At 67.1% G+C, this 15,111-nt stretch carries 12 protein-coding genes and 1 pseudogene; 7 read left to right on the forward strand and 6 right to left on the reverse strand.

Features of this window, described 5'->3' with window-relative positions:
• Positions 1-11 precede the first annotated feature (11 nt).
• Entirely contained in the window at positions 12-269 is a 258-nt protein-coding gene (locus ACYVH8_RS16410; protein ID WP_460489885.1) for a YkgJ family cysteine cluster protein, read from the forward strand.
• Between the two features lie 113 nt (positions 270-382).
• Here ACYVH8_RS16410 and ACYVH8_RS16415 read toward each other — a convergent pair.
• Positions 383-874, reverse strand: a pseudogene (locus ACYVH8_RS16415) (aldehyde dehydrogenase family protein); the annotation flags it as partial.
• Here ACYVH8_RS16415 and ACYVH8_RS16420 point away from each other — a divergent pair.
• Positions 858-1,130: a helix-turn-helix transcriptional regulator gene (locus ACYVH8_RS16420; RefSeq protein ID WP_460489886.1), complete on the forward strand. Its 273-nt coding sequence runs from the start codon at positions 858-860 to the stop codon at positions 1,128-1,130. The pseudogene ACYVH8_RS16415 and the gene ACYVH8_RS16420 sit on opposite strands and share 17 nt — an antisense overlap.
• 71 nt (positions 1,131-1,201) lie before the next feature.
• On the forward strand, positions 1,202-1,972 hold the full coding sequence (locus tag ACYVH8_RS16425; RefSeq protein WP_460489887.1) for a class II aldolase/adducin family protein: 771 nt from the start codon (positions 1,202-1,204) through the stop codon (positions 1,970-1,972).
• Positions 1,973-1,992: 20 nt separating this feature from the next.
• On the opposite strand, the gene ACYVH8_RS16430 is transcribed toward ACYVH8_RS16425, so the two are convergent.
• Both ACYVH8_RS16430 and ACYVH8_RS16435 read right to left on the reverse strand, forming a co-directional pair.
• Positions 1,993-3,276: an AsmA family protein gene (locus tag ACYVH8_RS16430; RefSeq protein WP_460489888.1), complete on the reverse strand. Its 1,284-nt coding sequence runs from the start codon at positions 3,274-3,276 to the stop codon at positions 1,993-1,995.
• 37 nt (positions 3,277-3,313) lie between these two features.
• Positions 3,314-4,648, reverse strand: coding sequence for a carbohydrate porin (locus tag ACYVH8_RS16435; protein ID WP_460489889.1), 1,335 nt, complete (start codon positions 4,646-4,648; stop codon positions 3,314-3,316).
• A 101-nt stretch (positions 4,649-4,749) separates the two neighbouring features.
• Between ACYVH8_RS16435 and ACYVH8_RS16440 the strand changes: the two genes are divergently transcribed.
• Positions 4,750-5,493 carry a hypothetical protein gene (locus ACYVH8_RS16440; RefSeq protein ID WP_460489890.1) on the forward strand — a complete coding sequence of 248 codons (744 nt, stop codon included), beginning with the start codon at positions 4,750-4,752 and terminating at the stop codon, positions 5,491-5,493.
• Positions 5,494-5,505: 12 nt separating this feature from the next.
• Here the strand turns inward: ACYVH8_RS16440 and ACYVH8_RS16445 are convergent, their stop codons facing one another.
• Positions 5,506-6,921, reverse strand: a complete 1,416-nt coding sequence (locus tag ACYVH8_RS16445) for a sensor histidine kinase (protein WP_460489891.1) — start codon at positions 6,919-6,921, stop codon at positions 5,506-5,508.
• The gene (locus tag ACYVH8_RS16450) at positions 6,918-7,619 is read right to left on the reverse strand and encodes a response regulator transcription factor (RefSeq protein ID WP_460489892.1); all 702 of its coding nucleotides are present in this window, start codon (positions 7,617-7,619) and stop codon (positions 6,918-6,920) included. The genes ACYVH8_RS16445 and ACYVH8_RS16450 overlap by 4 nt, the downstream gene beginning before the upstream one ends.
• Positions 7,620-7,727: 108 nt before the next feature.
• On the opposite strand from ACYVH8_RS16450, the gene ACYVH8_RS16455 reads away from it, so the two are divergent.
• From ACYVH8_RS16455 to ACYVH8_RS16465, 3 genes are read left to right on the forward strand one after another with little or no spacing between them, the layout of a single operon-like run.
• Positions 7,728-9,017 carry a TolC family protein gene (locus ACYVH8_RS16455; protein WP_460489893.1) on the forward strand — a complete coding sequence of 430 codons (1,290 nt, stop codon included), beginning with the start codon at positions 7,728-7,730 and terminating at the stop codon, positions 9,015-9,017.
• A gap of 25 nt (positions 9,018-9,042) precedes the next feature.
• Positions 9,043-10,257 carry an efflux RND transporter periplasmic adaptor subunit gene (locus ACYVH8_RS16460; RefSeq protein ID WP_460489894.1) on the forward strand — a complete coding sequence of 405 codons (1,215 nt, stop codon included), beginning with the start codon at positions 9,043-9,045 and terminating at the stop codon, positions 10,255-10,257.
• Positions 10,254-13,328 carry an efflux RND transporter permease subunit gene (locus tag ACYVH8_RS16465; protein ID WP_460489895.1) on the forward strand — a complete coding sequence of 1,025 codons (3,075 nt, stop codon included), beginning with the start codon at positions 10,254-10,256 and terminating at the stop codon, positions 13,326-13,328. Before ACYVH8_RS16460 ends, ACYVH8_RS16465 begins: the two co-directional genes overlap by 4 nt.
• A gap of 62 nt (positions 13,329-13,390) precedes the next feature.
• Here the strand turns inward: ACYVH8_RS16465 and ACYVH8_RS16470 are convergent, their stop codons facing one another.
• Positions 13,391-14,992 (reverse strand): methyl-accepting chemotaxis protein, encoded by a 1,602-nt coding sequence (locus ACYVH8_RS16470; protein WP_460489896.1) that lies wholly within the window; start codon positions 14,990-14,992, stop codon positions 13,391-13,393.
• Positions 14,993-15,111: the final 119 nt, after the last annotated feature.

Raw genomic sequence — 15,111 nt, forward strand, 5'->3', positions numbered from 1 at the left:
AGCAACACCCCATGGATTGCCGCCCCGGCTGCGCTGCCTGCTGCATCGCCCCCTCGATTTCCAGCCCCATCCCCGGCATGCCGCAAGGCAAGCCGGCCGGTGTGCGCTGCGTGCAGCTGGATGCGGCGGGCCGCTGCCTGATCTTCGGCCAGCCCGGGCGACCGGCGGTCTGCGCCAGCCTGGCGCCCTCGCCCGCCATGTGCGGCGTCTCTGCCGAACAGGCCCTGCTCTATCTGCAGAAGCTGGAAAAAGAAACCGCGCCGACCTGAAAGGTCAGTGCCCCTCCCCCAGCGGGGGAGGGAGATAGGCAAGTTCAGAACGGGTAATGGCGCGGCGTGGTCTGCATCGTGATCCAGCGCAGTTCGGTGAACTCGTTGATGCCGGCCTTGCCGCCGCACAGCAGCTTGGCGCCCTTGGCCAGCGCGTCGTCGATCAGCGCGTTGCAGTGCTCCACCGTGTTCATGCCGATCACCCAGCGGCAGCGCTTTGGCCTTCTTGACGAAGGCGTCGGCAATCTTGCTGCCCACGATGATGCGCTCGGCGCTCATGCAGATCTGGCCGCTGTTGGCGAAACAGCCAAAGGCCGCGCCGTTGACGGCGTCGTCGATGTCGATGTCCGCGTCGGGCGGGGCGTTGGTGATGTAGTCACACCCGACGGGAAGCCCGCATCCTGGAAGGCCTCGATGATGAGCAGGTGGGTGCGCGGGCAGTTCTCCGAGCCCTTCATCACCACGGTGTTGCCGCAGGCCAGCGGCACGCAGATGGCGCGCGTGCCCAGGATGACGGGCGCATTCCACGCAGCGATGCCCAGCACCACGCCAGCAGGCTGGCGCACGGCCATGGCCAGCGGACCCGGAATGTCGGTGGAGCAGATCGCTGTAGCGCTGAACTGCAGCAAGCGCCATCTCTACAACGCCTTCACCGACGAGGACCAGACCCTGGCCAGCCACATCCAGAACCTGCGCCTGGAAGCCTGCGTGCGCGAGCTGCAGCACCCCATGGCGCAGACGCGCCCCATCACCGACATCGCCCTGTCCTGGGGTTTCAACAGCCTCTCGCACTTCAGCCGCGTGTTCCGCGAGCACACGGGCAAGAGCCCCAGCGAATTCCGCGCCGCGTCACCCACGTGACCCCCGGGCGTTGATCCTGGCGCCGACATGGTGGACAGTGCGGCAAGAGCATCCACAAGCAAGGAGACCCCATGCACATCCCCTCCCTCAAGGAAGTCGTCAGCGAACAGGAATGGCAGCTGCGCTGCGATCTCGCCGCCGCCTACCGCCTGGTGGCCGCCTACGGCTGGAGCGACCTGGTCTTCACCCACATCAGCGCCAAATTGCCCTCATCTCTTTCCCGGCCCGGTGAGCACCACTTCCTGATCAATCCCTACGGCCTGATGTTCGACGAGATCACGGCCTCCAGCCTGGTGCGCGTGGACCCCGACTGCAAGAAGCTCAGCGACTCGCCCTTCCCCGTCAATCCCGCCGGTTTCGTGATCCACAGCGCCATCCACGCCGCGCGCGAGGACGCGGGCTGCGTGTTGCATACGCATTCGCGCGCCGGCGTGGCGGTCAGCGCGCAGAAGTGCGGCGTGCTGCCGATCAGCCAGCAGTCCACCTTCGTGCTGGGCTCGCTCGCGTATCACGCCTACGAAGGCGTGGCCCTGCGCGACGAGGAGAAGCTGCGTCTGCAGGCCGACCTGGGCACGGCCAACTACCTGATGCTGCGCAACCACGGCCTGCTGACCGTGGGCAGGACCATCGCCGACGCCTTCCTGAACATGTACATCTTCGAGGCCACCTGCCGCATCCAGATCGACGCGCAGGCCGGCGGCGAACTGGTCATGGTGGACCCGAAGATCGTCGAGGGCATCGCCGGCGTGATGAAAACCGCCACCGCCGGTCAGGGCGCCAACCTGGCCTGGCCGGCGCTGCTGCGCAAGGCCGAGCGCCTGGACCCGGGCTACAGGACCTGAGCCCGGCCGCCCGGCGGGGCCTATTTACCGAACAGCTTGTTCAGGCCCTCGCCGATCTTGCCACCCACCGATGCCCCGGCACCCGTGCCCACGCCGGGCATGAGCATGGTCCCCAGCGCGGCGCCGATCTTGGCGCCCGCCGTCAACGACACCTCGGGCTCGTCGACCGTGCCGCCTACCAGCAAGGGCACGCCCACCGCCCCGCCCAGGTCCACGTTCACGCGGCCATTGAGTTGCTGCGTGGTGGACACGCTGACCTGACCGGTGGCGCTGAGCGAGCCCGAGCTGGCCGCCAGGTTCTGCAGCTCGATGGCCTTGCCACGCGTGCTGACCTGGCCGGACAGCGCGTCCAGCGGCGTATTGCCACCGCGGCTCACACCCACGGTCTGCACCGCCTTGACCAGGTCGATGCCGTGCAGCATGCCGTTGCGCACGGTGAATCTCGACTGTGTCTGGAGCACGTCGAGCAGCGCCGAGGGCTGGCGCGCCCGCGCGTTGAGCGTGGTGCTGGCTTCGAGCCGGCCGCTCAGCGGCTGGGCGGCGCGCACGGCTTCGGTCGGCTCGGCAGCGGTGAGCAACGAGAGTTCGACCTCGCGCGTCTGCAGCTGGCCCTTGAGCACGAACTCGGCGCCGGCCTCACCCGAGGGCTGCACCTCCACCCGTCCCTGCACCGTACCGCCGGCCACCCGGAGCGCCACATCCCAGGCCCGCTCATCACTGCGGTGCAGATTCAGGTGCGCGCCCTGCAGGCGCCCGCGCAGGACTTCCAGCTCGATCTGCTCGGGCAGCGCGTCACTGTCGAGCCGCGCCTCGGCCTGGATCACGATGGTCTTGCCCCGGGCATCAACCCAGCTCAGTTCGTCGAGCACGGTACGCCGGGGGAACAGGTGCAGCGCAGAGGCCGTCTGCGGCGACTTGTCGCGCTGGCGGATTTTCTGCAGCGAGGCCAGCAGCGCGTCGATGCCCTGTTGCGGCAACACGGCGCGCCGGACCACCAGGGTGGAAATCGCGATGCGGCCCAGCAGCAGCAGCTGCCAGGCCGGGCGCAACTCGATGCGCTCCACCTTCAGCGGCTGGCGCGTGCGCAGCTCTACACCGTCCAGCGCGACACCCGGCAGCGGCCACAGCGTGAGGCCCACGCGTTCGAGCTGGAGCGGCACGCCCAGCACCGCCGAAGCTTCGCGTTCGACGCGCTGGCGCAATTCGTCGGTGGACAGCCAGCGCTGCGCTAGCAGCAGACCCACGGCCAGCACCAGCAGCAAGGCCGTCAGTGCCAACGATGTCCATTGGAGCCAGCGCCTCATGAAGATTCATCCTTGCCCTTGTGCACCGAAGAAAGGATCAGAACTCCGCATGCAAACGCACACCGGCAAAATCAACCGGGCCGCGGTCGGCGTTGTATGCGGGGTTCTGGATGCGCTGGTAGTCCAAGGTCAGAAAGCTGCGCCGCCCCAGGCCCACGCTGTAATAGATCTCGAAAATGGTCTCCGGCTGATAACCCAAAGCGCCGTCGCCGATGAAGAAGGAAATGCCGCCGGCCTCCAGATAAGCGCGGCGCTGGGCAGACAGGCCATTTTGCGCCAGCATCAGGCCCAGCGTGTCCTGGGCGCGGCCCCAATCAGCCCCTTGCAGGGACAGGCCAGTAGCGAAAGACTGGTCGGCTTCGGTGAAAGCATAGGTTTCGGTGCCCCCGTCGGTGTGCATGGCGCGCAGGAAAACGCCTGCCGTGGACGACAAGGCCTGCTCCACATTGATACCGAGGCCGGTCTTGAATTGCTCGCTATTGCGCACCTGGAAGATGTCCGGCGCGCGGTTGTTGGCCCGGCCCCAGTCGATGGCGTCCTGGTAGCGCGCGAGCACGGCGCGGTTGCGCCACAGCAGCACGCGCACCCTGCCTGGCAGCTCTCCCCAAAGGTGCCCACGTTCGACTTCGATCTGGTCGCCGTAGTGGTTCAGGATATCGAAGTCCACCGGCAGATCATTGGGCGTGACCGGACCGGTCATGCGGCCAAGCCGCAGCGCCCAGTTGTCGTGGTACCACTCCAGCGCCGCGCCCCAGCCGAAACCACGCGCGTCGGCGGCATAGTCGTAAGAGGCATGTGTCATGCCGCTCCAGTTCATGAACTGGCGACGAGAGTCCTTGGCATAGGCATTGTTGTCGAAAACATCCAGAACCGAGAAATTGCCAGCCGTCAACACCACGCGGTTGCGATCCACCGAGCCCGCCAACTGGTTGAGATCGGCCTCGCGCGCCTCTTGGCCGCCGCCTCTGCCCCAGGTCTGACGCAGAAACAGGCGCTGACGGTAGTACTGCAGACTGTCGCTGGAGGCGCGGGTTACCTCGCCATTGGTGAAACCACCCAAGCCGGTCAGCTGCGAGAAGGCGTGTCCTTGTGAAAGTTCGGGGTTGAAATAGATCTCGCCGCCAGCCCAGGGCCGCAGACCCAGGTAGGCCGTGGCGCTGAACGTGGTGCTGTACTCGCGCCCGGGGGTCAGGCTGTTGGCACCGGAGTAGGCCGCATGGAAGCCCGGCTTGTACTGCCAGATGTAAGTCGACTGGAATCGGAGGTCCCAGGCCGGTGGTTCAAGGTCGGCAGACTGTGTCTGCCCCAGGGCCGCAAACGGCAACAGACTGGCTGCCAGCGCGGCGGAAAAGAAAGTTCGGGGCAAAGGCATGGCAGCAGGTCTTCAGATCGAGCATATTGTATGAATGACCGACGGCGGAACCGTGACCCCGCCGATGGCAAACTTCATGCAGGCATTCAAGGAGCGCTGTTTTGCAATTTCATTTCATTCGAATCTGGACCGCGGCCTGCCTGGGGCTTGCGATACATGCCGCCTGGGCGCAGGACACGGACAGGGCCTCGTCCCCGGCCTTCAAGCTGACGGCGGGTCTGTACCAGTCCAGCGGCGGCGGCGAAGCCAGCAGTGATTCGACCGACATCAACCTGCGCCACAGCTCCGGGCTGGGCAATGTCTGGATCGGCCGCTATGTGGCGCCGGCCCGCGAGCTGGTCCAGGACCGGATCGGTTGGGATCGCACCTGGAAGCTGGGCGCGGTGCGCATCCAGCCTTCGGCGCAGCTGGCCACCGGCGGCGCCCTCAACGGCAGTGTGGGCCTGGAAACGGGCGCAGACTGGTATGTCGGCGCCGGCCTGGGCCGCACCAATCTGCGCGAGACCGTGAACCTGAACTTCGACCCCAACGACGCCTGGAGCCTGAGCGGCGGCTACCGCTGGGCCGAGGGCCCCTCGCTGGGTCTGGTGGTCGTGCGCGACAACCGCCTGAACCCCGACCAGCAGCACCTGCACCTGGTCTGGCGCACGCCCCTGCCCGAAGGCCACCGCCTGACGGTCGACCTGCTCTACAAGCGCGGCCTGGTGGAAGAGGAGATGATCGAGCGCGCCGGCCTGTCGGTGGCCTATGACTGGCCCCGCTGGTTCCTGCGCCTGGGTTATGACCCCAAGGTCAACTTCACGCCACAGGACATGTGGCGCCTGGCCTTCGGCACGCGCTTCTAGCCCGATACGCCCTCAGCTGCGGGACAGCAGCTGGAAGTCCACGCTGGCGCACAGGCCGGGGCCTGCCGGCGCATGGCTCAATGCGAAGTGCGCCTGCATCAGCTGGGCGAACTTGGCCACGATGGCCAGACCCAGGCCGGCGCCCTGTCCCAGGCGCTCGGCGTGCAGGCCACGCACGCCGCGCCGCATCAGATGCTGGCGCTCCTGCGATGTGAGGCCGGGTCCGTTGTCGATCACCAAAAGCCGCACACCCTCGCCCTCGCACGCCAGTTCCACGGTCAGCGTGCTGGCCTGGCCGGCCGGGGCCCGGCCGTAACGCAGGGCGTTGTCCAGCAGGTTGCCCAGGATGCCCTCGATCAGGGCCACATTGCCGGCCACGTGCACCGGCCGGTCCAGGCCGTGCACGCCCAGGTCCACCCCGGCCGCGTCGGCGCGCGGCAGGTAACGCAGCACGGTCTCGCGCACCACTTCGTCCAGCGCCACCGGCTCGTTCTGCACACCGACATCGGCCTCGTCGGCCAGCGCCAGGGCCAGCAGCTGTTCCACCAGGCGGCTGGCGCGCGCCTCGCTGGCGCCGATGCGCTGCAGCTGCTCGCGCCAGACGGCGGGCTCGGCCCGCGCCAGGCCGTACTCGGCCAGGGCGCGGATGCCGGCCAGCGGGGTGCGCAATTCATGCGCCACATTGCCGGAAAACTCGCGCTGCGCCTGCAGGCTCTGGCTGACACGCCCCAGCAGGGCGTTGATGGCCGTGCCCAGGTGCTCGATGTCGCGCGAGCTGGCCGAGACCGGCACCGGCGTCAGGTCCAGCGCATCGCGCTGCTCCACCGAACGCTGCAGCGCGTTCAGGGGCCGCAACTCCAGGCCGATGATGCCGCGCAGCCACACGGCCAGCAGCAGCAGCAAGGCGATCTGCGGCACCACCGAATAGATCAACACGTCGTGGAGCAAGGTGCGCCGGCTGCGTGTGGTCTGCCCCACCATGACGGTGAAGTTGTCGGGCTCGTCCTGCACCAGCGTCACCGTGCGCAGGGGCTGGCCTTCGTAGATGGCCTCGGCAAACAGGATGGTGTCCGGGCTGCTCGGCATGGGCGCGCGCAGGCCGGGATGGCCGGCCATGGCCGAGCCGTCCGCACGGCGCACGACAAAATAGATGCTTTCGCTCTGGTCGAACAGCACCGTGCTCATTTCGCGGCTGGACAGCTCCAGCGCCAGGCCCTGGGGCAGGAAGCGCACGCGTGAAGCCAGGGCGTAGGCATCGTCCAGCAGGGCGCGGTCAAAAGCCTTCTGCGCAAAGTGGTAGGCCACGGCCACGGTGACGGCCGAGCCCAGCAGCCAGGTCAGCGCCAGGGGCAGCAGCACATGGCGCACCAGGCGTGCGCGCAAGGAGGGCTTGGCGAGCGTGTCGGCCGGCGCGGGCGCTGTGCTCAAGCCTCGCTCCCATCACCCCGCTCCAGCGCGTAGCCCAGGCCGCGCAGGGTGCGGATGCGCGCGCCGCTGCCGACCAGCTTCTTGCGCAGCCGGGAGATGAAGGCCTCCAGCGCGTTGTCGCCCAGGGCCTCGCTGAAGTCGGACAGCTTGTCCGAGAGGCTGCGCTTGCTGACCACGCGTCCGGGCGGTGTCATCAGCTCCCACAGCACCTCGAACTCGCGCGCCGGCAGTTCCAGCAACAGGCCGTCGATGGTGAAGCGCCGCGCCTTGCGGTCCAGGCTCAGGCGCCCGATCTCGAACAGGTCATCGGTGCCCGCGGTGCGGCGCACCAGGGCGCGCAGCCGCGCCTCGACTTCGGCCAGCTCGAAGGGTTTGCCCAGGTAGTCGTCAGCGCCGGCGTCCAGGCCGGCAATGCGCTCGTCGGTGCGGTTGCGCGCAGTCAGCACCAGCACGGGGGTGCGGTCGCCGCGCGCGCGCGCCTCGCGCAACAGCGTCAGGCCGTTGGCCAGGGGGCTGGTCGCTGCCTCGCTCTGCGGCAGGTTCAGGTCCAGCAGCACGGCGTCAAACGGCTGCACGCGCCAGAAATGCGCGGCCTGTTCCAGGGTGCCGGCCTCATCCACACGGTGGCCGGCATCACGCAGGCTCAGGCGCATGACCTCGCGCAGCACGGGATCGTCTTCGACCAGCAGGATTCTCATGGCGGCAGGGCTCGCGGCAGGCGTGGACTACGCGTTTTCACCAAGGGCAGAGTCAGTCGGCGGTCAGGCGCAGCCGGAGACACTCGACCCCCTTGAGTTGGTTGATCCATGAGCATACGTCAATTATTGTTGTTGGCCAGCCTGTTGCTGTCGGCCACCGCCCAGGCCCAGACAGCGGCCGCGGCGCCCCTGCCCGTTTCCCTGCAACAGAGCCTGCAGGCCGCCCAGGGCAACCTGGACGTGGTGCTGGCGCGGCGCACGCTGGCCGGGGCCCAGGCCGACATCACCAGCGCCGACCGCGCACCCTTTCCCGTGTTCTCGGCCAGCGTGAGCCAGATCGATCTGCAGAACGGCAACGGCAGCGGCAGCCTGCTGCACGAGCGCACGGTAGACAAATCGGTAGGCCTGGACTGGACCTGGGAGCGCGGCGACAAGCGCGAACTGCGCACCCGAACCGCGCAGCGCGCTGCCGATGCCGCCCAGGCCGACCTGGACGAAACCGGCCTCCAGCAAAAGGTATTGGCACTCACCGGCTTTTATGACCTGCTGGCCGCACAGGAACGCGTGGCCGAGGTCACGCAGATCGAACGCAGCGCCGCCGAACTGGCGCGCATCGCCGCACGGCGCCTGCAGGCTGGCGATCTCTCGGCCCAGGAAACGGCGCGCACCGAGATCGAGGCCCAGCGTGCCCGCTCCGACCTGCGCCTGGCCGAACTGGAACAGCAGCGTGCCGCCCTGGTGTTGTGGCAACTGACCAGTCTGGCCGGCGCACCCGAACAATTGCAGGCCCGGCCCGACTGGCCTGTGCTGTCCGGCGCTCCGAATGCGGTGGCCGCCGCACTGGATGAGTTGATCGAGGCCCGGGCCGACGTGCGCGCGGCGCGGGCACGGGTCGAGGCCACGCAGGCCGCGCTGGACAACAGCAGCGCCCAGAAGAAGTCCGACATCACCTGGGGCGTGTCCTACGACCACTACCCGGGCACCTCCACGGCCCTGGTGGCGCTGCGCATGTCCATGCCGCTGCAATGGGGCTACGGCTACGAGGGCGAGATCGGCCGCGCCAGCGCCCAGCTGGCCCAGGCCCAGGACGCGCTGGAGAAAACCCGCCGCCTGGCGCGCCTGGAACTGCAGCGCCTGCAGCACGAAGTACAAAGCACGGCCGCACGCACCGAAGCCTATGAGGCCGAGATCCTGCCGCGGGCGCGCCGTGTGGCCGAAGGCGCCGAACTGGCCTACCGCAAGGGCGCGCTCTCGCTGACCGACCTGCTGGACGCTCGCCGCACCCTGCGCGCCACCGTGCTGGAGGCCGTGGCCGCACGCAGCGAGCACGCCAAGACCCTAGGCGTCTGGCAGCTGCGCACAGGCCAGACGCTGACGGCCGCCGCTGGCACCCCTTGAATCAAGATCCGAAAAGTCGTCGACCATGCTGAACCGTCTGAAAACCCATCTGCCCGCACTGCTGGCGACTCTGCTGCTTACGGCCTGCAATGAGCAGCCCGCCCCCACGGCAGACGCCCCGGCCCCGATCATGCAGGGCCAGCAACTGCGCTTTGCTGCCGGGCATCCGCAACTCAAGCTCCTGACCTTGGCACCGGCCGAGCCGGCCAGCTCCATCGCCATCGAGCTGCCCGCCAAGCTGGTCTGGAACGAGGAGCGCACCCAGCGCATCTATCCATCCTTCGCCGGTCGCGTCACGGCCATCAAGGCCGATGTCGGCCAGCGCGTGGTCGCCGGCGCACCGCTGGCCGTGCTGGCCTCACCGGACTTCGGTCAGGCGCAGAGCGACACCGCCCGTGCCGAAGCCGACGCCCGTCTGGCGGCCAAAGCCCTGCAGCGCCAGCGCGAGCTGTTCGATGCCGGCATCGTCGCACGCAAGGAGCTGGAACAGGCCGAAGCCGATCAGGAGCGCGCGCGCGCCGAAGTGGACCGCGCCCAGGCCCGCACCCGTCTCTACGGTGGCAGCAGCAACGTCAACCAGCAACTGGTGCTGGCCGCCAGCATCGGCGGCATGGTGGTCGAACGCAACCTCAATCCCGGCCAGGAACTGCGACCCGAACTCACCGGACCCAGCGTGCCCGCCCTTTTCGTGGTCACCGATCCGACGTCGCTCTGGATCCAGATCGACGCCCGGGAATCGGAAGTGGGCATTGTGCGTTCGGGAACCCGTTTCGAGCTCAGCGTCGCCTCGCTACCCGGACAGAAGTTCTCGGGCCGGGTCATCACAACTTCTGACTTCATTGACCCCCTGACCCGCACCATCAAGATTCGCGGCGTGGTGGCCAACACCGATCGCCGCCTGAAAGCCGAAATGCTGGCCACGGCCCGTTTCGAGCGCACCTTCCCCGGCGGGGTGGTGACACCGGCGACAGCGGTCCTCCTGCGAGGCTCCCGCCAGTCCGCCTTTGTTCAGACGCGACCGGGTGAATTCGAGCGACGCACCGTGGAGCTGGAGTATGAAGGTCCCGGGCAAGTCGTCGTGAGCAGTGGCCTGCGGACCGGTGAGCAGGTGGTCGTCGAAAACGCGCTGCTGCTGGACAGACTGCTGCGCCTGGCCGAAGAGGAGGCTCGCTCAAGCAATGACAACGCCGCAGCCGGACCCGCCGTCAAGACGCAGAACCGCGGGGCAGACAAGAAATGAAGCGCCTGATCCAGTATGCCGTGCACCAGCCCCTGTTCATCGTGTTGGGCACGCTGCTGTTCGTCATGGCGGGCGTGATTGCCTTCAAGAACCTTTCGGTCGAAGCCTTCCCCGACGTCACGGACACACAGGTCACGGTCATTTCCCTTTTCCCGGGACGAGCCGCTGAAGAGGTCGAGAAACAGGTCACGCTTCCTGTCGAAACAGCACTGGCCGGCCTGCCCAACTCGATCCGTCTGTTCTCTCACACCCAGTTCGGCCTGTCCTATACCGTGGTCACCTACGACGACAGCGCCAACGTCAACCTGGCGCGCCAGCAGGTGATGGAGCGACTCAACGGGGTCGACCTGCCGCCCGGGGCCCAGGTGAACATTGCGCCGAATGCCACCCCTGTGGGTGAAATCATGCGTTACCGCCTGCGCGGCGACGGCAAATCCACCACCGATCTGAGAACGCAACAGGACTGGGTCGTGGAACGCGCGCTGCGTCAGGTGCCCGGCGTGGCCGACGTGGTTGCGATGGGCGGCTTCATCAAGCAGTACGAAGTGCAGCCCGACCTGGACAAGCTGCGCGCCTACAAGCTCACCTTCCAGAACCTGCTCGACGCCCTGGGCCGGGGCAACTCCAATGCCGGCGGCAGTTATGTGGCACAGGGCTCGCAGCAGTTCGCCATCCGCGGCATCGGCCTGCTGCGTTCAGCCGACGACATCGGCCGCATCGTGCTGGACTCGCGCAACGGCACGCCCATCCTGATCCGCGACGTGGCGCAGATCAAGCTGGGCTCCGTGCCCCGACTGGGCATCACCGGACAGGACCATGACGATGATGCCGTGATCGGCATCGTCATCATGCGCAAAGGCGAAAACGCCAGCGAGGTGCTGCACGGGGTGAAGGACAAGATTGAACAGCTCAACGAGCGGGGCCTGCCGCCGGGTGTGCAGATCGTGCCCTTCTACGACCGCACCTGGCTCATGGGCAAGACCCTGACCACGGTGTTCCACAACCTGGTCGAAGGCGCGCTGCTGGTGTCCCTGGTGCTCTACATCTTCCTGTCCAACCTGCGCGCCAGCCTGGCCGTGGTGGTGGTGATCCCGCTGGCGCTGCTGGCCACCTTCATGGGCCTGAAGATCATGGGCGTGCCGGCCAACCTGCTGTCACTGGGCGCCATGGACTTCGGCATCATCGTCGACGGCGCGGTGATCGTGATCGAGAACATCATGCACCGGCTCGAGAAGGACAGCGAGAACATGTCCGAGAGCGAAAGGCGCCAGACCATCATCGACGCGGCCAACGAGGTGGGCCGCCCCACCCTGTTCTCCATGCTGATCATCATCGCCGCGCACATTCCGATCTTTGCGCTGCAGCGGCACGAGGGCCGCATCTTCCAGCCCATGGCACTCTCCGTCACGACCGCCTTGATCGGTTCACTGATTTTCTCGCTCACACTGGTGCCCCTGCTGGCCTACTGGATGCTGCGCAAGAAGCTGCCGCACGGGGACAACCGCGTGGTCGCCGCCGCCAAGCGCGTCTACACGCCGGTGCTGGACTGGGCGCTGACCCACCAGCGCAAGGTGATCGCCATCGCGCTGGGCGCCTTCGTTCTGGGCCTGGGTGCGGCCGCCCGCCTCGGTTCAGAGTTCCTGCCCGAACTCAACGAAGGCACCTTCTGGGTCAACTGGGACATGCCAGCCAGCCAGTCGCAGGAACAGGCCATCAAGGTCCTGCGTACTGCCCGCGAGCTGCTTTTGACGGTCCCCGAAGTGCGCACCGTCGTCTCCAAGGCCGGCCAGCCTGAGGACGGAACCGACCCCAAAACCCTGAGCATGGCCGAGGTCTTCGTCGATGTGAAGCCGGCGGAAGAGTGGCGCAAAGGCATGACGCGGGATGCGCTGATCGAGGAAATGGACCGCAAGCTGTCGGTCATTCCCGGCGTCGATCCAGCCTTCTCGCAACCCATACGCGACAACGTGCTCGAATCGATCTCGCAGATCAAGGGCCAGATCGTCGTCAAGGTCGCCGGCGAGGATCTGGGTGAATTGCAACGCACCGTAGAAGCGATGCGGCTGGAATTTCGTCGTGTGCAAGGCGTGCAGCGCGCAGAGGTCGACCGCCTGGGTGAGCTGCCTCAGCTGCTGATTGATATCGACCGCGAACGGGCTTCGCGTTTCGGGCTGAACGTCAGCGACGTACAGGACGTGATCGAATCGGCATTGGCCGGTCGCGCCGCCACCCTCTTGTGGGAAGGCGAGAAGAAATTTGCCGTGGCGGTTCGCCTGCCCGAAGACGAGCGCACCATCGCCAATCTGCCGTCCACTCCGCTGGCCATCCCCGGCGGGGGTTATACGACCCTGGGTTCCGTCGCCAGCATCCGGCAGAGTACGGGAGCCATGAACATTGCGCGCGAAGCCGGTCGCCGCACCATGGCCATCGGCGTCTTCATCAAGGGGCGTGACATGGGCTCGGTGGTCAAGGACATGAAGGCCCGCGTGGCGGCCAATGTCCGGGTACCCGAAAACTACACCGTCAACTGGTCAGGCGAGTTCGAGAACCAGGAACGCGCCATGCAGCGCCTGTCCGTGGTGGTGCCGATCTCGCTGCTGCTGATCTTCGTGCTGCTGTTCGACGCCTTCAGCTCCTTCAAGAAGGCGGCGCTGATCCTGATCAACGTGCCGCTGGCCCTGATCGGCGGTTTCATCGCGCTGTGGGTGTTCGACATCCCGCTGTCGGTGTCGGCTGCCATCGGTTTCATCGCCCTGTCAGGCCAGGCCGTGCTCAACGGCGTGGTGATGCTCTCGGTGTTCCAGCAGCTGCGCAACGCCGGCTACAGCGTGCTGGAGGCGGCGCGCACCGGCTCCATGCAACGCCTGCGCACGGTGCTGATGACGGCCATGCTGGCCGCGCTGGGCCTGCTGCCCATGGCGTTGTCGCACGACATCGGCTCCGAAACCCAGCGCCCGCTGGCCATCGTGGTGATCGGCGGCCTGGTCACGGCCACCCTGCTCACGCTGGTGCTGCTGCCCGTGCTCTACGTCGCCTGGTTCGCGGGCAAACGTCCGGACGAGGATATCTAGTAGACCCCGGGTCAGACCGCGCGGGCTTGACACTCGTCAAGTCTTGCGCAGTCTGGCGCGGTTCAGGCCAGCAGCAGCGGGCCGCCGCGACCCTGGGCTTCCAGGCGGAACTGGCGCACGATGCCGGCCAGGCGCTCAGCCTGCTCGCGCATGGACTCGGCCGCCGCCGCCGACTGCTCGACCAGGGCGGCATTCTGCTGTGTCATGCGGTCGATCTCCTGCACCGCCTGGTTGACCTCGCCAATGCCGCTGGACTGGCTGGCGGCGGCCACCGTGATCTCGCCAATGATGTCGCGCACGCGCTGCACGCCGCTGACGATCTCCTGCATCGCGGCGCCGGCTTCTTCGACCTGGCGCACACCGCCATCCACAGCCGTCACGCTGGCGCCAATCAAGGCCTTGATCTCCTTGGCGGCCTCGGCGCTGCGACCCGCGAGCGAGCGCACCTCGCTGGCCACCACGGCAAAACCGCGGCCCTGCTCGCCGGCACGCGCGGCTTCCACGGCCGCATTGAGCGCCAGGATGTTGGTCTGGAAGGCAATACCGTCGATCACGCCGATGATGTCGTTGATCTTGCGGCTGGACTGCGAGATGCTGTGCATGCTCTGCACCGCCTGCGTCACCACCGAGCCGCCGCGCTGCGCGGCCTGGGAGGCGGTGGCCACCAGCTGGCTGGCGGTCTGCGCCGAGGCGGCGGTCTGCTGCACATTGCCGCTGAGCGCGCCGATGGAGCTCACCGTGTGCTGCACATTGCCGGCGGTCTGCTCGGTGCGGTTGGACAGGTCCTGGTTGCCGGTGGCGATCTCGCTGCTGGCGATGGAGATGCTTTCACCGGCCTCGCGCAGCTGGCCCACCATGGCAGCCAGTCCGCCACGCATCTGCTCCAGCGCACGCGACAGATCGGCCGCCTCGTCGCGCCCCTGCACCTGCAGGCCTTGCGACAGGTCGCCGCTGGCGATGGCCTGGGCCAGCTGGCGGGCCTGTTCCACCGGACGGCAGATGGCCTGCATATTGAGCAGGGTCAGCGGCACCACCACCATCAGGCTCAGCACCACGAGGCCGGCAAAAACGATCAGGGTCTGGTCCAGCACGGCGTTGCGACTGGCATTGGAAGCCTGTGCATCGGCGCGTTGCCTCTCGTCGATCTGCGTGAGCAGCTTGTCAGCCTCCTCGAACTCGGCCACGGCACGCCCGCTCATGCGGTTGGCGATGGTCGCCGTTTCATAGGCGCTGTCTTCGAGCTGGCGGGTGATGCCGCCGAACATGTTGCGATAGCTCTTGAGGTGATCCGCCGCCTTCTGCAGCTGCGGCCGGCGCGCCTCGGACAGGCTGGCCGACAGCCCTTCCACGCTCTTCTCGATCTGCTGCATGTCGGCTTCCCAGCGCGTACGGATCTGGCGGATCTGCTCGGGCTTCTCGTACTGGATGATCATGTCCTTCTCGTAACGACGCACCTGGGCCATGTCGAAGCGCAGGCGGGCCACGCGGTCCACCACGGCCAGCGACTCGTCGATCACCTCGGCGCTGAGCTGGTGGATGCGGAACATGCCGAACACGCCGGCTCCGCCGACCAGCAACAGCAGGACCATCACCACACCGATCGCTCCGAGCATGCGCAAACGGATCGTGAACTGGCGCATCAGGACAAAAATGCTGCTGACCATAGGGTTACTCCCCTCCTTGACTTGATCCGGGCATTCTAGAGCGCGGCCTCCCTATGGCCTGCCGGTAATAGCACGTATTTGTCAGCCAGTTCAGGTCTTGGCGACGATGGGGCGCGCAT

This window comes from Curvibacter fontanus, from assembly GCF_054780335.1.